General features: G+C 35.7%; 18 protein-coding genes. 13 read left to right on the forward strand and 5 right to left on the reverse strand.

Annotated elements, in window-relative coordinates:
* Positions 1 to 12 precede the first annotated feature (12 nt).
* The 3 genes from ACHRWY_RS08240 to ACHRWY_RS08250 form a co-directional block, all read right to left on the reverse strand.
* The gene (locus tag ACHRWY_RS08240) at positions 13 to 1,821 is read right to left on the reverse strand and encodes a T9SS type A sorting domain-containing protein (protein ID WP_395353782.1); all 1,809 of its coding nucleotides are present in this window, start codon (positions 1,819 to 1,821) and stop codon (positions 13 to 15) included.
* A 169-nt stretch (positions 1,822 to 1,990) separates the two neighbouring features.
* Positions 1,991 to 2,959, reverse strand: a complete 969-nt coding sequence (locus ACHRWY_RS08245) for a TerC family protein (protein WP_395353783.1) — start codon at positions 2,957 to 2,959, stop codon at positions 1,991 to 1,993.
* A gap of 230 nt (positions 2,960 to 3,189) precedes the next feature.
* Positions 3,190 to 4,206, reverse strand: coding sequence for a glutamine synthetase beta-grasp domain-containing protein (locus ACHRWY_RS08250; RefSeq protein WP_055098610.1), 1,017 nt, complete (start codon positions 4,204 to 4,206; stop codon positions 3,190 to 3,192).
* A gap of 428 nt (positions 4,207 to 4,634) precedes the next feature.
* On the opposite strand from ACHRWY_RS08250, the gene ACHRWY_RS08255 reads away from it, so the two are divergent.
* From ACHRWY_RS08255 to ACHRWY_RS08305, 11 genes are all read left to right on the forward strand, one after another.
* Complete coding sequence (locus ACHRWY_RS08255) at positions 4,635 to 6,824, forward strand: glutamine synthetase III (RefSeq protein WP_395353784.1); 2,190 nt, start codon at positions 4,635 to 4,637, stop codon at positions 6,822 to 6,824.
* A 398-nt stretch (positions 6,825 to 7,222) separates the two neighbouring features.
* Entirely contained in the window at positions 7,223 to 8,068 is an 846-nt protein-coding gene (locus ACHRWY_RS08260) for a hypothetical protein (protein ID WP_395353785.1), read from the forward strand.
* Between the two features lie 70 nt (positions 8,069 to 8,138).
* The gene (locus tag ACHRWY_RS08265; protein WP_395353786.1) at positions 8,139 to 8,660 is read left to right on the forward strand and encodes a hypothetical protein; all 522 of its coding nucleotides are present in this window, start codon (positions 8,139 to 8,141) and stop codon (positions 8,658 to 8,660) included.
* A 10-nt stretch (positions 8,661 to 8,670) separates the two neighbouring features.
* Positions 8,671 to 9,075, forward strand: a complete 405-nt coding sequence (locus tag ACHRWY_RS08270) for a hypothetical protein (protein WP_395353787.1) — start codon at positions 8,671 to 8,673, stop codon at positions 9,073 to 9,075.
* 23 nt (positions 9,076 to 9,098) lie between these two features.
* Positions 9,099 to 9,401 carry a CsgE family curli-type amyloid fiber assembly protein gene (locus ACHRWY_RS08275; protein ID WP_055098609.1) on the forward strand — a complete coding sequence of 101 codons (303 nt, stop codon included), beginning with the start codon at positions 9,099 to 9,101 and terminating at the stop codon, positions 9,399 to 9,401.
* Between the two features lie 16 nt (positions 9,402 to 9,417).
* On the forward strand, positions 9,418 to 9,822 hold the full coding sequence (locus ACHRWY_RS08280) for a curli production assembly/transport component CsgF (protein ID WP_395353788.1): 405 nt from the start codon (positions 9,418 to 9,420) through the stop codon (positions 9,820 to 9,822).
* 1 nt (position 9,823) lies between these two features.
* On the forward strand, positions 9,824 to 11,185 hold the full coding sequence (locus ACHRWY_RS08285) for a CsgG/HfaB family protein (RefSeq protein WP_395353789.1): 1,362 nt from the start codon (positions 9,824 to 9,826) through the stop codon (positions 11,183 to 11,185).
* Between the two features lie 64 nt (positions 11,186 to 11,249).
* Positions 11,250 to 12,734: a carboxypeptidase regulatory-like domain-containing protein gene (locus ACHRWY_RS08290; RefSeq protein ID WP_395353790.1), complete on the forward strand. Its 1,485-nt coding sequence runs from the start codon at positions 11,250 to 11,252 to the stop codon at positions 12,732 to 12,734.
* 166 nt (positions 12,735 to 12,900) lie between these two features.
* Complete coding sequence (locus ACHRWY_RS08295) at positions 12,901 to 14,079, forward strand: AIR synthase related protein (RefSeq protein WP_395353791.1); 1,179 nt, start codon at positions 12,901 to 12,903, stop codon at positions 14,077 to 14,079.
* Between the two features lie 190 nt (positions 14,080 to 14,269).
* Entirely contained in the window at positions 14,270 to 14,626 is a 357-nt protein-coding gene (locus ACHRWY_RS08300) for a hypothetical protein (protein WP_395353792.1), read from the forward strand.
* Between the two features lie 116 nt (positions 14,627 to 14,742).
* Positions 14,743 to 15,348, forward strand: coding sequence for a GNAT family N-acetyltransferase (locus ACHRWY_RS08305; protein WP_395353793.1), 606 nt, complete (start codon positions 14,743 to 14,745; stop codon positions 15,346 to 15,348).
* A 45-nt stretch (positions 15,349 to 15,393) separates the two neighbouring features.
* Here ACHRWY_RS08305 and ACHRWY_RS08310 read toward each other — a convergent pair whose 3' ends face one another.
* Entirely contained in the window at positions 15,394 to 16,017 is a 624-nt protein-coding gene (locus tag ACHRWY_RS08310; RefSeq protein ID WP_395353794.1) for a M949_RS01915 family surface polysaccharide biosynthesis protein, read from the reverse strand.
* 168 nt (positions 16,018 to 16,185) lie between these two features.
* Between ACHRWY_RS08310 and ACHRWY_RS08315 the strand changes: the two genes are divergently transcribed.
* Both ACHRWY_RS08315 and ACHRWY_RS08320 read left to right on the forward strand, forming a co-directional pair.
* Positions 16,186 to 18,519 carry a GH92 family glycosyl hydrolase gene (locus ACHRWY_RS08315; RefSeq protein WP_395353795.1) on the forward strand — a complete coding sequence of 778 codons (2,334 nt, stop codon included), beginning with the start codon at positions 16,186 to 16,188 and terminating at the stop codon, positions 18,517 to 18,519.
* 216 nt (positions 18,520 to 18,735) lie between these two features.
* Positions 18,736 to 19,179, forward strand: coding sequence for a hypothetical protein (locus ACHRWY_RS08320; protein ID WP_395353796.1), 444 nt, complete (start codon positions 18,736 to 18,738; stop codon positions 19,177 to 19,179).
* Between the two features lie 210 nt (positions 19,180 to 19,389).
* Here the strand turns inward: ACHRWY_RS08320 and ACHRWY_RS08325 are convergent, their stop codons facing one another.
* Positions 19,390 to 21,249, reverse strand: coding sequence for a peptidase M61 (locus ACHRWY_RS08325; RefSeq protein ID WP_395353797.1), 1,860 nt, complete (start codon positions 21,247 to 21,249; stop codon positions 19,390 to 19,392).
* Positions 21,250 to 21,254: the final 5 nt, after the last annotated feature.

A 21,254-nucleotide genomic window follows, 5' to 3' on the forward strand; every position in this document is an offset into this window, starting at 1 on the left:
GTTTTAATAATCTTAATTACTTTTTATAAATGTAAATTGTTTAGTATTTCTTCTTCCTCCATTAAAAGTTTCGATGTTAATGAAATAAGTTCCGGGAATTAAATTTGAAATATCTATGTTTATTAAATTGGGATTTATTGTAGAAAAATTGTTTGAATTTACCTCGACTCCCATTATATTCACTATACTTATTGTGGTTTCGGATAATGATGCTGTGGTATTCTTGTTTTCAATGTTTATGATAGATGTTGCTGGATTTGGGTAAATAATAAATCGAGGTTCTGCAGATTTATAACTGGCTGAGGATAAGTTTATTTCATTACTATATGAAATCTCTTCGTTTGAAAATTGTGGAATTGTCAAACGTCTATAATTGTATGTTACGGGTGTTGACCAAGTGGTTTCTTGTCTTCTGTTACTTGAAACAAGGATTAAGGGTGGAGGTGAATAATCTTTATCTGTTGCTCCGGGAATGTTTGACCAATTACTTAATGCGTTACCATTATTGTAATCAATAGATTGGCTTTGCCAGCGATATGTAAAAGGTTGATTTGAACTTGCTACTGCTGTTGAGCCTGTAATTAAATTTGGTAAATCGATTTCATTTGAAAGAGATATCATTAAAATTTGATTACAACAAATTGTATTGTTGTTACGAATGCTCCTTATGATAATTTTTAAAGTATTGCTAACACTTCTTAGATTTTTATAAATAGCAATCCTCCTTACTAAATAATAATTGTCTTCGTTTTGTGTAATATTTGAAGGAGTAAAACTATCTAAGTTACTAGAGTTTGCATTATTGATTGTAATCCATTGTGAAGGCCCTGATGTAGGTTTTGTTTTTTGGTATTCCCATTCATATCTTTCAATAGATGTTGTAATATCTCCTCTTTGTTGAATGTGAAAAGGATCTTGTAAAATATTTAGATTTACTTTTCCTTCGGGTGCAGTTCCATTTATTTGTTTTGGATTAGTATCGATTATTTCGAAAAAGCCATTAGAATTTATTGGAGCACTGATAGAAATTTTATTTTCAATTATTGGCGAAGGAACGACGGTTATAGTTATTGTATTACTTTTATTAGGGAAATCACTATTTCCATTATATCCTAAATTTCTTTTTATTGTAATATTATTAAGTTCGCTGGTGTAGTCTAAGTATAAAGTTTTATTTGTATTGTCTAAATCTAAAATAGAACCATTTGTAGCAGTCCATTGACTATTTATACCATATATTTCATTTTTATAAGGATTATTATATTGAGATCCTGTTATAGGTGTTGGTTTTTCCCCTTGTCTAATGGTTTGATTACAGCATAAAGTATTAGCAATTTGAGTTGGGTTAGGAGCGTCAGCAGGAGGGTTAACAGTTCCTCCATTAAGAGTTGCATTTTTTATAACTGCAATGTTTGAACTTTTATAGGCAGTTCCCGCGGGGTTTCTGTATTCAGCAAATATGTAACCACTTGATGTTAAAAAATCTCCCCATATCAAGTTTATATTAAAGCTTTTGGTTGCAACTTTTCCTCCACCAAAATATAATGAGCCTCCATCACCACCTATAGTAACATTGGCTCCTAGCGCAGCAGAGTTTGAGCAGTAAATTTTTATTGTGCCCTGGTCTCCAACAGCTACATTGCCTGGAATTTCTACTTTAACGGATAATGAAATACTCGAATAAGATACACCACCTAAATTAATAGCGCCACCGCTAAAGCTATTGCCATTAACAGAAGTAGGTGTAAGGGTTACTGTTTGTGCAGATACTGAAACGCTCATTATAATAATTAGAGCGAGATAAAAGGAAAATTTTCTCATAATAAAGGCATTTAAAAGGTTTATAATGAGATAAATATAGTTTTAAAATATGTTAAATCTTATTTTTAGTGTGTTAAATATAATAATTATCTTATAATTTAACACTTTGAACATAAAAAAAAGGAAATCGTAAGATTCCTTTTTTTATGAATATGTATTTCAAAGAAAATTAATCTTCATCCAGATCTGTAAGTACTTTTTCTTCGCCAAATTTTAAAGAAACCAAAATTCCCACTAAAAGCGAAACTGCAATAAAACCTAACGAAGCCCACTCCGGTACAACGAACCATTCGTGCAGTAACATTTTTAATCCCACAAAACTTAAAATAGCGATCAGGCTGTATTCTAAATAACTGAATTTTGTCAGCATATTGGCGAGGAAAAAATACATCGAACGTAATCCCAGAATCGCAAAAATATTAGAACTAAACACCAAAAAAGGATCTTTTGTAATGGCTAGAATGGCAGGAACACTGTCGACTGCAAAAAGAACATCCATAAATTCAATTACAATCAATGCGACAAATAAGGGAGTTGCTGCTTTTTTACCTTTCTCGGTCAGAATAAAGAATTTCTCGTGTTCCATTTCAGAAGTGATCGGAATTACTTTTCCCAAAAACTTATAGATAAAAGAATCTTTAGGGTGAAAATCATCTTCTTTGCCTGAAAATAACATTTTTAAGGCTGTAAAAAGTAAGAACACGCCAAATACATACGTGGTCCAGGCAAATTTATTGATAAGCATCACACCAAAGAAAATCATAAGTCCGCGAAAAATCACAGCGCCCAGAATTCCCCAGAACAAAACACGATGCTGGTATTTTTGCGGAATTTTAAAAGAGGCAAAAATTATAGCAATCACAAAAATATTGTCAACGCTTAAAGAGAGTTCGATCAAATACCCCGTAATAAACTTCATTGAAGCGACTGCAGGTTTCAGATGATCAGGATTGGCAATATAATCAGTAGTATAAAGCCAGTAAATAACCCCTGAAAAAAGAAAAGATAAAGTAACCCAGATAAGTGTCCACTTGCTGGCTTCTTTAGTGCTGATAATGTGAGGGGTTTTATTAAAAACGCCTAAGTCTAAAGCAAGAATAAGAACTACGCCTAATAAAAATAAAATCCAGACTATCATAATTCGTTATTTTTAAGTGGTATACACAAAGATAGCTTATGAAGTTTAACTTAAAAAGGAATTAGCGAAAAGTTAACTTTCAAAATTTAGAGGGTGAGAGGCTGGTTCGTTTTCCCGACTCCGCCAGAACATTTGTCCCATTCAGTGTAGCCGAAATGCCTGGTTTTTATCCATAAAAAAAGTGCCAACAATGACGATGGCACTTTTTGATATATAACTTAAGCTTTGAATTATAGCGCTGAGTTAACAGTTTTGATAATTCTTGCAGCAATTTTGTATGGATCTCCGTTTGAAGCTGGTCTTCTGTCTTCTAACCATCCTTTCCATCCTTTTTGAACGGTCATTAAAGGAATTCTGATAGAACATCCTCTGTCTGAAACTCCGTAAGAGAAATCGTGAATAGAAGCAGTTTCGTGTTTACCAGTTAAACGTTGGTCATTGTAAGCACCGTAAACCGCGATATGTTCAGCAGTAACAGGACGGAAAGCCTCACAAATTTTTTCGTAAGTAGCCTGGTCTCCACATGTTCTTAACACCTCGTTAGAGAAGTTAGCATGCATACCTGAACCATTCCAGTCTGTATCTCCAAGTGGTTTTGGGTGATATTCGATATAGTAACCGTATTTTTCAGTCAAACGATCTAATAAGTAACGGGCTACCCAAATTTCGTCTCCGGCTTTTTTAGCACCTTTAGCAAATAATTGAAATTCCCATTGTCCGCAGGCAACCTCCTGGTTGATACCTTCAAAGTTAATTCCGGCCGCGATACATAAGTCAGCATGTTCTTCTACTAATTTTCTTCCGTGTGTGTTTTTTCCACCTACAGAGCAGTAGTACATACCTTGTGGAGCAGGATAACCTCCAACAGGGAAACCTAATGGCAATAAAGTTTTAGTATCCATGATGAAATACTCTTGTTCGAAACCAAACCAAAAATCATCATTATCATCATCAATTGTAGCTCTTCCGTTAGAAGGGTGTGGAGTTCCGTCAGCATACATAACTTCTGACATTACCAGGTATCCGTTAATACGGGTTGGATCCGGGTAAATCGCAACAGGAACTAATAAGCAGTCTGAAGACCCACCTTCGGCTTGTTTTGTCGACGAACCATCAAATGACCAGTTTCCAAGTTCTTCTAATGTTCCTTTGAAATTTTCGTGCTCTTCAACTTTAGTTTTACTTCTAAGATTTTGAGTTGGTTCATATCCATCTAACCAAATGTACTCTAACTTAATTTTAGCCATAATAATATAAATTAATTTTTTTGTTTTTTTTCGTTGGGTCAAATATAGATTTATTTTTTTAGCCGTAAAAATTAGGGGGCTATTTTGTTTTGCCGAGTATAATTTTTCGGATAAGCGCAATTTTCTAAGGGGTATATTTTATAAAAAGCAATTTTTAACAGCTTAAAAAAATAAATTCGTAAAAATCAAACCTCTTTTTTGAAATTATGGGTTAAGGAATTATGAAAAAATGTTTATTTAATGAATAATAGCGGGGTATTTTGTTACATTTCTTTAAAACAAATTCATTATTCTTTGAAAAAATGATTTTCCGTTGAAAAATCATCGCATAAAAATCGAAAATATATGTTTAAAACAGCTAGTTTTATTGTTTATATTTGTTCCTCTTTTTTTAGTGAAAATTATTACGAATTTTTAAAATTATATACATGTCAACATTACGTTTCCAAGCTTTAAAAGAAGCTTCTACAAGAAAGCCGGTACATTTTGAAGAAATAGACAGAAAGTCTAACATTTTTGGTTCAAATGTGTTTAATGAAAAAGCCATGAAGCAGTTCTTAACTTCAGATGCTTTAAAAGGAGTTAGGGACGCCATTCAGCACGGAACTAAAATAGACAGAAAACTGGCAGATTACATTGCCATGGGAATGAAAGAATGGGCCTTGTCAAAAGGGGTTACACATTATACACACTGGTTTCAGCCGCTTACAGGCACAACAGCAGAAAAACACGATGCTTTTTTTGAAACGTCTTATGACGGCAGTGACCCTGTAGAAAAATTTGGCGGGGCACAATTGGTACAACAGGAACCGGATGCATCAAGTTTCCCGAATGGCGGAATCAGAAATACATTCGAAGCCAGAGGGTATACTGCCTGGGACCCAACATCTCCGGCCTTTATCTACGGAACAACGTTATGTATTCCAACTGTTTTTATTGCGTATACCGGAGAAGCTTTAGATAATAAAATTCCGTTGTTAAGAGCTTTATCTGCAATGGATGAAGCAGCGACAGAAGTTTGTAAATATTTCGATAAAAATGTAAAAAAAGTAACTGCCACTTTAGGATGGGAGCAGGAATATTTTCTTATTGACAAAGCTTTAGCCAATTCACGTCCCGACTTAATGATGACCGGAAGAACCTTATTAGGGCACACCTCGGCAAAAGGGCAGCAATTAGACGATCATTATTTTGGCTCAATTCCAACGCGTGCCTTAACCTACATGAGAGATTTAGAGCAGGAATGTATGTTGCTGGGGATTCCGGTAAAAACACGTCATAACGAAGTAGCACCCAATCAGTTTGAGCTGGCCCCTATTTTTGAAGAAACAAATCTTGCTGTAGATCACAACTCCTTATTGATGGATGTGATGCAAAGAGTCGCAGAACGTCATGATTTTAAAGTGCTGTTTCACGAAAAGCCATTCAAAGGGGTAAACGGTTCAGGAAAACACAACAACTGGTCATTGGCAACAGATACGGGAGTAAACTTACTGAGCCCAAGTAAAACGCCAATGAGCAATTTACAATTCTTAACCTTCTTTATTAATACCATAAAAGCAGTTAACGATTATGAGACTTTATTAAGGGCTTCTATTGCCACTGCCAGTAACGATCACAGGTTAGGAGCAAATGAAGCGCCGCCGGCTATTATTTCGGTTTTCATTGGGGCACAATTGACCAAAGTTTTATCAGAGTTAGAAAGTGTTACAACAGGGAAACTTTCTCCGGAAGAAAAAACAGATTTAAAACTGAATGTGGTAGGGAAAATTCCGGACGTTCTTTTAGACAATACAGATCGAAACAGAACATCTCCTTTTGCCTTTACAGGAAATAAATTCGAGTTCAGGGCTGTAGGTTCAAATGCAAACTGTTCGAATGCCATGACGACATTAAATGCCATAGTGGCCAAACAATTAAAAGATTTTAAAACAGCAGTAGATACTTTGATCGAGTCGAAAGACATGAAAAAAGATGATGCTATTTTTAATGTTTTAAGAGAGTATATCAAACAATCTAAAAAAATACTTTTTGAAGGCGACGGATACAGCGAAGCCTGGGAAAAAGAAGCCGCTAAAAGAGGTTTAAGTAATTTTAAAACGACCCCTGAAGCGATTAAAGCCAAGGTATCAAAACAAGCTTTGGATTTATTTGATGAATTAGGAATCCTAAACCATGTTGAAGCCGAAGCGCGTTACGAAATTGAATTGGAAGAATACACAAAGAAAATCCAGATCGAAGGAAGGGTCTTAGGAGATATTGCCAGAAATCATGTAATTCCAACCGCTATTCGTTATCAAAATACATTAATTGAAAATGTAAAAGGATTAAAAGAAATCTTCGGTAAGGAGTTTGAAACGATTGCCAAAGAACAAATCGTTTTGATTAAAGAAATTTCAGGTCATATTGAAGGAATCAATTCTAAAGTATTGGCAATGACAAACGAAAGAAGAACAGCCAATCATTTAACTGATGCCCAAAAAATGGCAGAAGCCTATTGCAATAACGTAAAACCGTATTTTGAAGATATTCGCAATCATTGTGATAAATTAGAGCTCTTAGTCGATGACGAAAGCTGGACGTTAACCAAATACAGAGAGTTACTGTTTACCAAATAAAGAGTACTGTAACAATGCTACTAAGCCCATCGGATTACGGTGGGCTTTTTTTTGGCTTAATGTTAAAATAGGATCGTTTTATTATTGTTTTTAGCAGATTTATAGGGGTAAATGTAAACAAATTGCAAGTATTAAGTAATTTCCTACTTATGTTTTTAACGATTTCAGTAGTTCATCGAATAAGTTTTACAGTTCATCGAAAAGAGGTTAACTTATTGAAAAATAGCTGTTTCTACTTGAATTGTATATCGATAAGTTTTCTAATTTTGGTCATGAAGAAAGAAAATAAGAGTTCTGCTTTTTATTTTCAAATGAAGATTTTTTGATAGCCTGATTTCCCCCAAATCACACTGACCTACATAATAAGTTGTATTAATAACCAATTAAATATATCTATTATGAAAAAAGTAATTTTGAGCATCTCAGCGATGCTATTTGTAGGGGCAGCAGCTTTTGCGCAAGGAAACACTTCATCAGTGAATCAGGTAGGAAATTCTGATCAGGGAATTGTAACTCAAAACGGGGCAAACAACGGATCTCTTGTGGACCAAAATGGTAACAGCAACAAATCTGAAGTGTATCAGGGAATTCAACCGGGATTGTATGCAGCAAAAGACAATAAAGCAGATGTAAAACAAACCGGAAACAGCAATGGTGCATTTATTTCTCAAAGCAACCACGACAACAAAGCGTATCAAACCCAAACCGGAAACAGCAATAGTGCTACCATCTGGCAAGATCAGATTGTAGGACCGGCAAGTGCATTGGGAGGATTTGATATTGCGACTCAAAAACAAACCGGAAACAGTAATACCGCTACAGTAGATCAGGGTACAACAGGAAATGAAAAACCAACCGGACTTCCTTTCAATGCTACTCAGCTAGGATATGTTGCAGCAGTTAATGTTCCATTTGCTCCTCATAGCAAAAATGAGGCTACACAAACTCAAAACGGAGACAACAATGTGGCTTATGCTTCTCAGGGTGGTGTTCATAACCAATCATGGCAAACTCAAAAATCTCCAGTTGGTACTTCTGCAGCCGATAAAAATACTTCAAACCACTATCAATATGGTGATGAAAATAAAGCTACAAGTACACAGGATGGTATCAAATTGACTGAAAATACATTGCAAATTGGTAACAGCAATACCGCTACGATTTCTCAAACAGGAGCAGCTCACAGCAGTATCGCTTTCTCAAAAGGAAATTTCAATACCATTACAGTTACTCAGACTAACTAGTATTTTACATTTTTTAAATGAGATAGTCATAGAACGTGACTATCTCATTTTTTACTCTAAACCAATCAGGATGAAAACTTTCATTTTATATAGTGTATTGCTTTTACTCTTTTCCCCTGTATTTTATGCACAGGAAAAAGAAGATAATTCAGACTTTAAACCCTATAGCTCCTCTGTCTTTAATTCTAAAGAAAAAGCTTTAAGTGTGGTTTCAGGTATGGATAAAAAAGCACAAAATGATTTAAATGCTAAAATTCAATCCGGTATCCAGATACAGCAAATAGGGGATTTAAATAAAGTCATAGCGAATTTAAAATCAAATGAAACCAAAGTTGCCGTTGATCAGAACGGAAACCGCAATGAATTGTTTTTGGATAAAAATGCCAAAACACTGACTCAGAACATTGTTCAGCAAGGCGATAATAATAAAATTTCTGATTTTACATTACACACCAATTATAATGTAAACATGGAAATGATCCAAAAAGGAGACAATCAAAACATTCAAAGTATCGGAACCAATTCGCTGTCAAAAAACATGAAAATTACACAGACAGGAAATGGTGCTTCGATAATTCTTATCAATAAATAAATTTAAAAACATGCGTTTTTTATATCGACATATCATTTTCGTATTGCTGTTTTTTACGGCCGTCATCTATGGTCAGGTTCCCCAGGACAAAATAAAAGCAAAACTGGAAATCGAAAAAATTGAAGGTAATATAAAAATTACAGGTACTGCTGAAAACCTTACAGACGTGATCAGGAGTGCTGCCTACAGAATGTCAGTTATAAAAAATAATAGTAAAAGTAATAATCAGTCTAACAACGATCAGGTTGGTGTTTTTACCCTGCAACCCAATGAACTGCAAAAGTTATCTACTTCTCAGATCAATCTTTCTGAAGATGATGAGGTCATCGTGTTATTATTGTTTTATGATGAAAACAAGCAAATAATAGCGAAAGACCGTGTGGTATTGGGCGAAGAAAAAAAAAAGATGATGTAATACTACTTCCTGCTGACGGATTTATGTTAAGAGGAATCATTACAGACGACACCAAAACAAAAATCGGAAAAGATTTTTATGATCGGTATTATTACAAATACAATGATATTGGAATAAATGCTGAAAAAATAGTAACCATAGGTGAAGAATATAGTTTTGCAAGAAATACAGCCATAACCATAACCATTGACAACGAGGTTATTTATGAGTTTTTAGCCAGACCGGACGACGAATTTTTAGACGCAGTTGCAGAGGAATCTGTCAATGCCACCTTTACCTATTTTAAAGAAAAAGAAAAACAGCGAAAATATTTCACTCAGTATTAATTTTATTATTAACGACATGAAATTTATTGTAACCTTAGCAGCACTGCTGCTCATTTCTCCATTTATAAACGCGCAGGCCCTGGTTTATAAGCCCGTTAATCCGGCCTTTGGGGGAGACACATTCAATTATCAATGGCTTTTGAGCAGTGCAGAAGCTCAAAACAAGCAGAAGGATAAAACAGCCGAAACAGCTACACAAACAGATCTGGAACGATTTAAAGCCAGTTTAAATTCGCAATTATTGAGTCAGATTTCCAGTCAGCTTTACAAACAGCAATTTGGTACTGATGGGATTAAAGCAGGTTCTTATACTTTCGGAAGCTATTCCGTCGACGTTTACCCATCTTCAGGCGGGCTCACACTTAATATTCTGGACACCAATACAGGAGAACAAACTCAGGTAATTATCCCAAATCAATAACATGAGATTACATCACTACTTACTTATCGTATTCGGATTTCTTTTTTCGGGTTGCGGTGCTTATTACAATCAGCCAACCGGAGTCGAAAAAGCAGTTTTGGGAGAAGGAACTCCTGCAACTTCCCTGTTAAAAGATTTGCCAAAGCCAAAAGAACCTGTTGTCGTAGGGGTTTATAAATTTAGAGACCAGACCGGACAATATAAACCTCAGGAAAACGGAAGCAGTTTTAGTACTGCCGTAACTCAGGGTGCTACTTCTATATTAATAAAAGCGTTGGAAGATTCGAAATGGTTTGTGCCTATTGAGCGTGAAAATATTGGTAATTTACTTCAGGAACGAAATCTGATTCGGGCCACACGTCAGGAATATGTAAAAAATGCCAATCCAAACGAACCTCAGTTAACCCCATTGTTATATGCAGGGGTTTTGTTAGAAGGGGGAATCGTTTCGTATGATTCTAATATCATTACAGGAGGTTTTGGCGCACGGTATTTTGGCGCCGGGGCATCCGTAAAATACCGTCAGGATCGTGTTACGGTATATTTAAGAATGATTTCAACCTCAAACGGAAAAATTCTGAAGTCTGTTTATATTTCCAAAACCATTTTATCGCAGGCCATTGACGAAAGCTTATTCCGATATGTAAACTTTAAAAGACTGCTTGAAGTCGAAACAGGTTATACAACGAACGAGCCTGTACACATGGCCGTTACAGAAGCGATCGAAAAAGCCGTTGAATCTTTGGTTTTAGAAGGCATAAAAGATAATATCTGGGAAGCCGACGCACCAAAATGGCAAGTCGATAATTTATTGAAAGCATACAATGAAGAAAATAAAACGGCTGATATAACAGGGCTTTACGGCAGGGTTATGGAAGACAGAAGGGGTAAATTTGCGATCGAAATTTCAGGCGGTTCCACTTTAATGGATGGTGATTACAAAGATCCGCTTTTAAGACCATTTGGACGCGGGGCTTTGAAATTCTTTATTACACCTGCTTTCAATATAAGCGCTTCAACAAACGTTGTAAACCTCGCCAATAAAAACCTGCTCGATGTAGGCTATATCACTTATGATCTTAATCTCGAATGGATCTTGCTTCCTAAAGACAAACTGACTCCTTACTTATACGGAGGAGGCGGATTTGCGATGAACAAAAAAATTGAAAACACCTACAGTAAAATTCAGTTTGGTGCGGGTTTAGAATATATGGCCTCTGACCGCATTGGAGTAAAATTATTTGCAGAAGAAAATATCAACTTCAGTGATAATGTCGACTACATCAAAGCAGGAACACGGGATGATTATTATTACAAATTCGGATTGGGGCTTACCTATTATTTTGGAAAAAAGAAAAAATAGTGTAATAGAAAACAGCATATTTTAAAATACAACGACAAAGTTTAAATTTAAAAACAAATTAATAATGAAGTATATATACAACATAACAAGCGTACTTTTTTTATTGTTTTTGGTTTCATGTAGCGAAGAAAAAATAGGAGACTCCGAATATGGTACCGTTACCGGAAGAGTAGTCAATGCAGATACTTTTGTGCCTGTCGAAAATGTCAAGATACTTTCCAGTCCAACTTCAAGTACCGTGTTTACAGATGCAGATGGTAAATTTACAGTTTCGAATGTAAAGACTGGAGAATACTCCTTTCAGGCTCAAAAAGATGGCTTTGTTGCAAAATTTGAAGCCATAACCGTTACTGCAAACAACACCTCAGAAATTGTTTTTGAGCTCAAAACAGCAACAGCCAATAATAAACCGCCAACAGTTCCGGTATTGGTAAGTCCGGTAGACAATAGTACAGGCCAGGCTGTTTCATTAGATTTAACCTGGACCGATACAGATCCGGATAATGATGCGCTGACTTTTAAAATAACCCTTAGAAACGATAGCAATAGCGACGTAAAAACCTATGACGCCATAAAAGACAAAAAGCTAACCTTAACAGATTTAATATACGGGGCAAAATACTATTGGCAGGTTGAGGCAACAGATGGTATCAACACACCGGTTTTAAGTGCGGTAAGTGCCTTTACAACATTGGCTTTTCCAACTACGAGATACTTATTCGTCAAAACGGTAAATGGAAACAATGCTATTTTTACTGCCGATGATGCAGGAAAGCAATACCAATTAACCAGTTCAGACAAAAATTATTGGCGTCCTAGAAGAAGCAATCAGGCGAAAAAAATTGCTTTTATAGGAACAAACGGCTCTCAAAATGATATATATACTATGAATTTTGATGGAACCGGAATAAAAAGAATAACCAGTTCTGTACCTATTGCCGGTTTTAACTCCGATTATATAGACTATTCCTGGAATGCCTCAGGAAGTGAATTGATTTATCCAAATTTTGACAAACTATATAAAATCAGCAGTGACGGAAGCGGTTTAACCAAAATATTCCAAACACCAAATGGTAAATTCATATCAGAATGTGACTGGAGTGCAGACGGGTTACAAATTGCCTTAAAAGTAAATGACGCAAACGGATATAATGTAGAAATCTATGTCATCAATATTTCAGGGGTTGTAACCGCAACAATCCTTTCAGGACAAACGGGAGCAGCCGGCGGATTGCATTTTTCGGTAACAGGACAAAAACTAGTCTATACCAGAGATGTTTCAGGTTTTGAAAATTTAAATTACAGACAACTTGATTCCCGCATTTTCGAATACAATTTTGCAACAGGAACATCAACCCAAATCATAACAGAAAAAACACTGGGAACAAATGATTTCGACGTTAGATATTCTCCAAACGAATCAGAACTTATTTTTACGAATACCTCCAATGATGGCATTTCAGTAAAAAATATTGTAAAAACAACCATTAGCGTTACCAATTCCAGAACACTCTTGTTCTCAGGAACAGCAATGCCGGATTGGGAATAACTTTTAAAGACCAAAATTTAAAACCAATATTACCCGGAAAATTCGGCAGTGCTGTAAAACCTGCCGAATTTTTTTTGTGAATCAAATATTCTAATTTTAAATCGTATATCCCCAAGAATTAAAAAAAGGGATTATCTTTGCACCACATCAACACAAACTAAGTTTCATGAGTTCAGATTCAAGCAAAAGGTACGCACAAAGAGGTGTTTCGGCATCAAAAGAAGACGTACACAACGCCATAAAAAACATCGATAAGGGTTTATTTCCTCAGGCATTTTGTAAAATAGTTCCTGATTATTTAACACAGGATCCGGAATATTGCCTGATTATGCATGCAGATGGTGCCGGTACAAAATCATCATTGGCCTATATGTACTGGAAAGAAACAGGAGATGTTTCCGTTTGGAAAGGAATTGCTCAGGATGCTTTAATCATGAATATCGACGATTTATTATGTGTTGGGGCAACCGATAATATTTTACTGTCTTCAACCATTGGAAGAAATAAAAACTTAATTCCTGCTGAGGTTATTTCGGCAATCATCAACGGAACCGAAGAATTAATCAACGAATTAAAATCATTTGGAGTAACCATTCATTCAACAGGCGGGGAAACTGCCGATGTGGGAGATGTAGTTCGCACCATTATTGTAGATTCTACCGTAACCGCCCGTATGAAACGCAGCGATGTGGTCGATAATGCGAATATTAAGGCTGGTGACGTAATTGTTGGTTTGACCTCTTTTGGTCAGGCAACCTACGAAAAAAGTTATAACGGCGGAATGGGAAGCAACGGTTTAACCTCTGCACGTCACGACGTTTTCGGAAAATATTTAGCTAAAAAATACCCGGAGAGCTTTGATGCTGCCGTGCCCGAAGAATTAATTTATTCAGGTCAGGTAAACTTAACAGATGAGGTTGAAAACAGCCCAATAAACGCCGGTCAGCTGGTACTTTCTCCAACCAGGACTTACGCCCCAATTATCAAGAAAATTCTAGATACCTACACACCAGAGGATATTCACGGAATGGTGCATTGTAGTGGAGGAGCGCAGACTAAAATTTTACATTTCGTTCAGAATTTACACATTATAAAAGACAATTTATTTCCGGTTCCGCCATTGTTCAGGTTAATTCAGGAACAATCAAAAACCGATTGGAAAGAGATGTATCAGGTTTTCAATTGTGGTCACCGTATGGAAATCTATGTTCCCGAAAACATTGCACAGGATATTATTGCAATTTCAAAATCGTTCAATGTCGATGCACAAATCGTAGGCAGGGTAGAAGCGGCAGATGCTAAGAAACTAACGATCACCAGCGAATACGGAACATTCGAATATTAATATTTTTTGAGTTACAAAGGTTCAAAGGTTCTGAGTGACAAAGGTTTTTTATACCGGAGTGTACAACAGAACCTTTTTTATTAATAATTAGCTTTTTTAGGAGCTAATCCCGCTATCCGTTACAATCTTTTGTGCCGAACCCCGGCACAAAAGGATTTTCACTACTATCGGGGCTAAAAAACACCAGGCTATGTACGAATTACTTTTTTGGAGATATTTAGAAGAAGTTTACCTAAACCACCACGAAGTTTACGAAGCTCTTACAGAGAAAGAAACAGTTGAAGGTCTTGAAACACTTCCGGTTGAGGTCATCATGAACCGAATCGCTTCGGTATTCTCGCAATGGGAAAAAGTAGATGAAAACAGCTGGCAAAATACTTCAGGAAAAGGCGCTTTTCAGGTAATTACAACGCCACAAAGTGTAAAAATCGACTGCTATGGAACCGAAGGCAAAACCATGAACAAATTGGTTGAGCTGATGGAAGAATTCAAATGTCCGTTGTACGATCCGCAAGTGCCCGAACGATATGACGAAATGAGTGAATAATTTTTTCTCTTTTATACCTTTGTGAATCTCTGTGTAAAACTTCGCGCATCTCTGTGAAATAGTTTTTACACAAATTCACGTAAAGATTCACACAGAGCATCACAAAAAAGCAGCTTATGACAACACCAAATTTCAGTTTCTCAGACCATATAATTTTAGAAGACAACCTGGTTTTATTACGTCCTTTACAAGAATCAGACGTTGATAATTTATTGGAAATTTCGATCAGCGAACCAGAAACCTGGAAATATTCTTTGGTTGGTGCAGACGGAAAAGAAAACCTGATCAAATACATCCAATCGGCCATAAAAAACCGTGAGGATAAAAGAGAATTCCCGTTTATAGTGTTCGATAAAAAATCTCAAAAATATGCCGGTTCAACGCGTTTTTACGATATGAATCTGGAGTTTAAAACGCTTCAATTAGGATTTACCTGGTACGGTTCAGCTTTTAGGGGAACCGGACTCAACAAACATTGTAAATTTTTATTACTGCAATTTGCCTTTGAAACCCTCGGAATGGAGCGCGTAGAATTTCGTGCCGATAATAATAACGAACGAAGTATTGCCGCCATGAAAAGCATTGGCTGCAAAGTCGAAGGCGTATTACGCAGCCATATGCCAACCGCAAATCAAGAAGTACGCCGTGATTCTATTGTTTTAAGTATCTTAAGAAACGAATGGTTTGACGAAGTAAAAGAAAACCTAAAGCAAAAGTTATAGTTTACAATTTGGGATTTAGATTTTAGTATTTGGGATTTAATTTACCTATCCATCCTTCAATAAAAGATTTTGTTCCTTTCTTAGCTTTACAACTAAATGATCAACATAAGTTTTTATTTTTTGAGGTAACAAATTCCAGTTTGCATCTTTCTTAAAACTTCTGCAAACATCTAAGTCGCATTCTACAGCCCGAATTGCATATTTTTTGTTTTTATAAACCGTGATAATTTTCACGCGTCGTATTTCATCATTCTCATTTCTGGTTCCGTAAACAATTACCGGGTCAATGTATCCGTCACCATCAAGATCTTTGGTGGTGCAATATTTTGTCCAGAACCAGATATTGGTTTCTTTTGGCTCAGTGCTTTCTAATAAATCATTAATTCTCCATTTTTCAAGAAAACCACCATGATCAGCCATAGTACAAATCGCCTGAATTTTGGTGTTTAAAGTGTCTTTTTTTGAAATGGTTTTTTGGTTTTCGCATAAAAGTAAATTATATACACCACTTTTATCGGCACAAGTAAAAGCTTTGTAAACAGGAAAATCTGAAACCTGGTCTAGTTCCTGTTCTTTTATTTCTTCTTTGGTTAGCCTGTAACTTTCGACTTTTTGCGAAAAACCAAATGATGAGAAAGAAAGTACCAGAAATAAAATATAATTTTTCATGTTTGAATTGTATTTTTAGATACTTCAAAGATATTCAAAACCTTTTTAGCCTATATTTTTAAAAAAGCATATTTTATTGTAATTTTCTAACCTGAAAATGGTATTAAATCGTTTTAGTAAGACATTGATTTTACTATCGACATAAAAATAATAATTAAAAAATAGCTGATGAATATTGTAAATAGCAAAGGTTTTCTCTTTGGGTTATCCATTTTAGCGTTTGGTTTTGCCAATGAAATTAAAGCACAGAAAAAAGCAATTGAAAAACGAAACCTGATTCAGTACGTCGATCCTATGATTGGTACGGCAAAAATGGGGCATACTTATCCGGGTGCAACGGTTCCGTTTGGAAGCGTACAGTTAAGCCCGGAAACCGATACAATTGCTTACGGTTTAAACGGAAAATACAATGGAGACGTTTATAAATACTGTGCAGGATATCAGTACGAAGACAAAACCATTGTAGGTTTCAGTCACACTCATTTTAGCGGAACGGGACATTCTGATTTAGGCGATTTTTTGATTATGCCTACAACCGGAAAATTGCAATTGAATCCAGGAACAGCATCAAAACCATTATCGGGCTACAGATCAGCATTTTCTCATTCGACTGAAAAAGCAGAGCCGGCATATTACAGCGTACTTCTTGAAGATCATAAAATCAAAGCCGAACTTACTGCAACAACAAGAGTAGGAATGCATCAATACACATTTCCAAAGTCTGATGAAGCACACATTATTTTAGATTTGACGTCCGGAATTTACAATTATGATAAAAAGAATGTCTGGACCTTTGTTCGCGTAGAAAACGATACCTTAATTACAGGATATCGCCAGACAAACGGCTGGGGGAGAACCAGAACGGTTTATTTTGCGATGTCTTTTAGCAAACCCATTAAAAGCTATGGTCAGGCAGCAGCAGAAAAAAGTGTTTACAGAGGTTTTTGGGGCAGATTTGATCAAACCAAAAACTTTCCTGAAATGGCAGGTCAAAACTTAAAATTGTTCTTTGATTTTAATACTGAAGAAGGTGAAAAAATCAAAATAAAAATGGCGTTGTCTCCAGTAAGTTCTGCCGGAGCATTAGAAAATATGAAAAAAGAAGTTCCGGGCTGGGATTTCGAAAAGGTTAAAAAACAAAGCCAGGAAATTTGGAATGATGAGTTGAATAAAATTCAGGTAGAAACCGTTCAGAAAGAAGATCTGGTAAACTTTTATACCGCCATGTATCACGCCTTTTTAGGGCCAACAGAATACATGGATTTAGACGGAAACTACAAAGGCCTTGATATGAATGTTCATAAAGCGGAGAATTTTACAAATTATACCAGTTACTCATTATGGGATACATATAGGGCTTTACATCCGTTATTTAATTTAGTTCAGCCTAAACGCAATGCTGATATGATCAGTTCCATGCTGGCACATTCAGATCAGAGTGTGCATAAAATGCTGCCAATCTGGTCGCATTATGCCAATGAAAACTGGTGTATGATCGGGTATCATTCTGTTGCCGTAATTGCTGATGCGATTGTAAAAGGCAATACCAGTTTTGACCCTGAAAAAGCACTTCAGGCTTGCGTGAACACAGCAAAAGTACCTTATTATGACGGATTGGAATATTATATGAAAATGGGTTATGTTCCGGAAGACAAAAACGGTTCTTCGGTTTCTAAAACCTTAGAATATGCTTATGACGATTGGGCAATTGCCCAGGCAGCACAGAAATTAGGAAAAACAGCTGTTTATAATGAATTCATCGAAAGATCTAAAAATTATAAAAACGTTTACGACGCAAAAACAGGTTTTATGCGTCCTAAATTAAACGACGGAACTTTCAAGAAAGAGTTTGATCCTCTTGACACACACGGACAAGGGTTCATTGAAGGAAATTCATGGAATTATAGTTTATACGTTCCGCAAGATCCTGCCGATATGATTCAAATGATGGGCGGGAACGACAAATTTAACGTGCGATTAGATTCCTTATTCAGCATGCACTTACCGGATAAGTATTTTGAAAATACAGAAGATATTACCAGAGACGGAATCATCGGAAATTATGTGCACGGAAATGAACCTTCACATCACGTAGTTTATTTATACGACTGGACCAATTCACCCTGGAAAGCGCAGGATAAGATTAGAATGATCCTGAAAAAAATGTACCGAAATGGTGCCGATGGTTTAGGCGGAAATGACGACTTTGGACAAATGAGTGCCTGGTATATTTTTAGCAGTTTAGGATTTTATCCGGTTGCGCCCGGTTCTGATGAATATGCACTGGGAAGCCCATTGGTGAAAAAAGGAGTTTTTAACTTAGAAAACGGAAAAAGTTTCGAAGTAGAAACAGTAAATCAATCGGATAAAAATGTCTTTGTAAATAAAGTACTTTTGAACGGAAAACAATTAGCTAAACCTTTCTTAAAACATGCAGATATTATGAATGGCGGAAAGATTACTTTCTATATGAGTGCTAAACCAAATAAAAAGAATTATTAAATTATAGAAAGTCTAACCTGACAGGTTTTTAAAACCTGTCAGGTTTCTCTATCTCAGTCACTCAGTCAGACCCAACAGGATTACATAAAACTAGTGCAATTGCTTTGCCTGTTCCCTTCGGTCGAGTTGTGGCGAAAAAATAATAAAAATAGAATTGTAATGGAGTTTGCAAAAAACTTCACGAAATTTGCAGCTCAAATAAAAACGATACACATTATGAAAATAAATCTAAAATCTGGAATTGATAAATTGCTTTTTGGAATGAAGCAAAACGATGTAACAGCTGCTTTAGGAAAACCTGATAAAAATTACAAAGACGAAGATGATAATGTGATTTTTGTATACAACGCACAAAAAATCAGATTGACATTTTATCAGGAAGAAGATTTGAAATTAGGTTATCTAGTGGCTTCAGGCAATGATTTGGAAGTTTTTGGATATAAGTTAATCGGAAGAAAAATTGCTGATGTAAAGAAAGATTTAGCAACTAAAGGAATTACAAAATACACCCAGGAAACTTTTGATACTTTCGAAAATTATTTCAATGAAGACAATTGGTTCATTCTTCAGACAGAATTTGATGAAGTAGTGAAGTTTGAAGTTGGGGCGATTATCAATGATAAAGATGAGTTTGACTGGAAATTTCCGGTTAAGAAGTAAAAACAGCTGCTAAGAACTTTATAAAGTTTTTTCACGAAAAAAAGAACCACAATCTTGTCATCCTGACGAAGGAAGGATCAGACCAGCGAATCGGCAAAGATTGTGTCAAAATTCTCACTAAGGTTTCTGGTGCGATCCCTTTTCGCTCAGGATAAAAAACAAAAAAACCGACAAGTAATTGTCGGTTTTTTTGATAATGCTAAAAAGAAATTACCCTTTTAGCCATGCATTTCTAAGTTTCTCTTTTGAAGGATCTGTAACTTTAAACGTTTCTTTTTCTTCAAAGGGTACTTTTACAGTTCCTTTAATAGTTTGTTCAGTACCGGCACGTTTTATTTTAATTGTAATTGGATCATTTTCTTTCCAGTTTTCGCTTTCTGTAATTAAATCATAGATATTATCCAGATTATACGTTTTATTGTTTACTGCAAGGATTTGATCGCTGGCTTTAAGGTTTAAATGGGTGAAAAATACATTCAGGTCAATTTCAGGACGAACGCTGATTACTTTAGTCGTTTTATCAACCCCAATATATGGATTTTGTCCTTTGATGAAAATTGATCCCGGAACTTTTTCAGATGCTTTACCCACACCAACTTTTGCCAAATAAAAATCGTAAGGAATTGGAGTTGTTCCGGCAACATATTTATTTAGGAATTCCCCAACTTCAGGATAGGTCAATTGAGTTATTTTAGCAAAAAGCTCGCTATCGTTAAATGGTTTTTCAACGCCATACTCATTAGATAATTTATGCATCAGATCCAGGATTCCTCTTTCTCCATTGCTTTTCTCCCTGATGATAATGTCAATACACATTCCAATTAAAGCCCCTTTTTGGTATACATTTAGGTATTGGTCTTTATAAGGCTGCTCTAATACATTTTTGCTCATTACCGTAAACGACATGGTATCGTTTAAGCCTTTTGCTTCTTCGATTTTATCTGCTATACGGGTGTAAAATTCATTTTCATTAATTAAACCCTGATTGATCTGGAACAAGTTTGCAAAATATTCTGTTACACCTTCATACATCCATAAATGTTCAGACATTTTAGGTGCATTATAGTCAAAAAACTGAATTTCTTTTGAGTGAACGGTTAACGGAGTTACAATATGAAAAAATTCGTGTGAAACCACATCTTTCATCGATTCTACCAATTTATCTTTTGGCATAGATTCCGGTAAAACAACTGTTGTTGCTGTGGGATGTTCTAAAGCTCCAAAACCATGGGCATCATCTTTAGCCATGCTTGATAAATACAATATGACAGTGTATTTTTTTGTCGCGTTTACTTTGCCTAAAAAGTTTTTTTGCGCCGTCATGATAGTTTTCATTTCCGGTGTGATACTTTCAGCAGTAAATTTTCCGGTTGGAGAATACACTGCAATCAAAATATCCATTCCGTTTACATTAAACGTAGTATAATCAGGTTTAGAATACATGATTGGATTTTCGACCAAAACAGCATAACGGGAAGTGGTAAAAACGTCACTTGTATTGCTTGCATCCTGATCTGTCATCGAAGTCGCGCCCCAAAGGGTTTCAGGGTGTGTAATCGTAACTTTGTATGGAATATCTAATTTATCCTGGAAATAACCTACAAAACCATGCGTATTAACCAAAAAATTGATTCCTGCATTGATATTGGTTCCGGCCGGAGAAAATACATCGTCGTTACCAAATCCGGTTCCTTTTTCAGTATCAAAAGTATCGCCAACTAAATACGTAATCTTTTTTAATGTTTTTGCGTTCGAAATAGACCATGAATTGTCGTCAATTCTTTTTACCGTTAACTCATTTCCTTTAGCATCAAAAGCTTTAAAACCGTCTGAATACTTACCGTAATTATCTGTAGAATAAGTTCCCGGAACTGTTTTAGGGATACTGTAAACAATTTCGTCTGTTTTTATTTGTGGAGGAGTAACGGTTACTAAAACCTTATCGTCTTTTACATCAACAAGATTAATGGTAACATCTACAACATTGCTTTTTGCAGCACCTGATGAACTTCCTGTTTTACAACTCCAAAGAGTTACTGCGAGAGCTAAGGTGTAAAGTATTTTCTTCATTTGTT

This window comes from Flavobacterium sp. FlaQc-48, from assembly GCF_044007335.1.
Lineage (GTDB): Bacteria > Bacteroidota > Bacteroidia > Flavobacteriales > Flavobacteriaceae > Flavobacterium.

What these genes read in the sequence shown, in the direction of transcription:
- ACHRWY_RS08240 (WP_395353782.1), bottom strand. Translation starts at nt 1,821, where the DNA reads ATGAGAAAATTTTCCTTTTATCTCGCTCTAATTATTATAATGAGCGTT.
- ACHRWY_RS08245 (WP_395353783.1), bottom strand. Translation starts at nt 2,959, where the DNA reads ATGATAGTCTGGATTTTATTTTTATTAGGCGTAGTTCTTATTCTTGCT.
- ACHRWY_RS08250 (WP_055098610.1), bottom strand. Translation starts at nt 4,206, where the DNA reads ATGGCTAAAATTAAGTTAGAGTACATTTGGTTAGATGGATATGAACCA.
- ACHRWY_RS08255 (WP_395353784.1), top strand. Translation starts at nt 4,635, where the DNA reads ATGTCAACATTACGTTTCCAAGCTTTAAAAGAAGCTTCTACAAGAAAG.
- ACHRWY_RS08260 (WP_395353785.1), top strand. Translation starts at nt 7,223, where the DNA reads ATGAAAAAAGTAATTTTGAGCATCTCAGCGATGCTATTTGTAGGGGCA.
- ACHRWY_RS08265 (WP_395353786.1), top strand. Translation starts at nt 8,139, where the DNA reads ATGAAAACTTTCATTTTATATAGTGTATTGCTTTTACTCTTTTCCCCT.
- ACHRWY_RS08270 (WP_395353787.1), top strand. Translation starts at nt 8,671, where the DNA reads ATGCGTTTTTTATATCGACATATCATTTTCGTATTGCTGTTTTTTACG.
- ACHRWY_RS08275 (WP_055098609.1), top strand. Translation starts at nt 9,099, where the DNA reads ATGTTAAGAGGAATCATTACAGACGACACCAAAACAAAAATCGGAAAA.
- ACHRWY_RS08280 (WP_395353788.1), top strand. Translation starts at nt 9,418, where the DNA reads ATGAAATTTATTGTAACCTTAGCAGCACTGCTGCTCATTTCTCCATTT.
- ACHRWY_RS08285 (WP_395353789.1), top strand. Translation starts at nt 9,824, where the DNA reads ATGAGATTACATCACTACTTACTTATCGTATTCGGATTTCTTTTTTCG.
- ACHRWY_RS08290 (WP_395353790.1), top strand. Translation starts at nt 11,250, where the DNA reads ATGAAGTATATATACAACATAACAAGCGTACTTTTTTTATTGTTTTTG.
- ACHRWY_RS08295 (WP_395353791.1), top strand. Translation starts at nt 12,901, where the DNA reads ATGAGTTCAGATTCAAGCAAAAGGTACGCACAAAGAGGTGTTTCGGCA.
- ACHRWY_RS08300 (WP_395353792.1), top strand. Translation starts at nt 14,270, where the DNA reads ATGTACGAATTACTTTTTTGGAGATATTTAGAAGAAGTTTACCTAAAC.
- ACHRWY_RS08305 (WP_395353793.1), top strand. Translation starts at nt 14,743, where the DNA reads ATGACAACACCAAATTTCAGTTTCTCAGACCATATAATTTTAGAAGAC.
- ACHRWY_RS08310 (WP_395353794.1), bottom strand. Translation starts at nt 16,017, where the DNA reads ATGAAAAATTATATTTTATTTCTGGTACTTTCTTTCTCATCATTTGGT.
- ACHRWY_RS08315 (WP_395353795.1), top strand. Translation starts at nt 16,186, where the DNA reads ATGAATATTGTAAATAGCAAAGGTTTTCTCTTTGGGTTATCCATTTTA.
- ACHRWY_RS08320 (WP_395353796.1), top strand. Translation starts at nt 18,736, where the DNA reads ATGAAAATAAATCTAAAATCTGGAATTGATAAATTGCTTTTTGGAATG.
- ACHRWY_RS08325 (WP_395353797.1), bottom strand. Translation starts at nt 21,249, where the DNA reads ATGAAGAAAATACTTTACACCTTAGCTCTCGCAGTAACTCTTTGGAGT.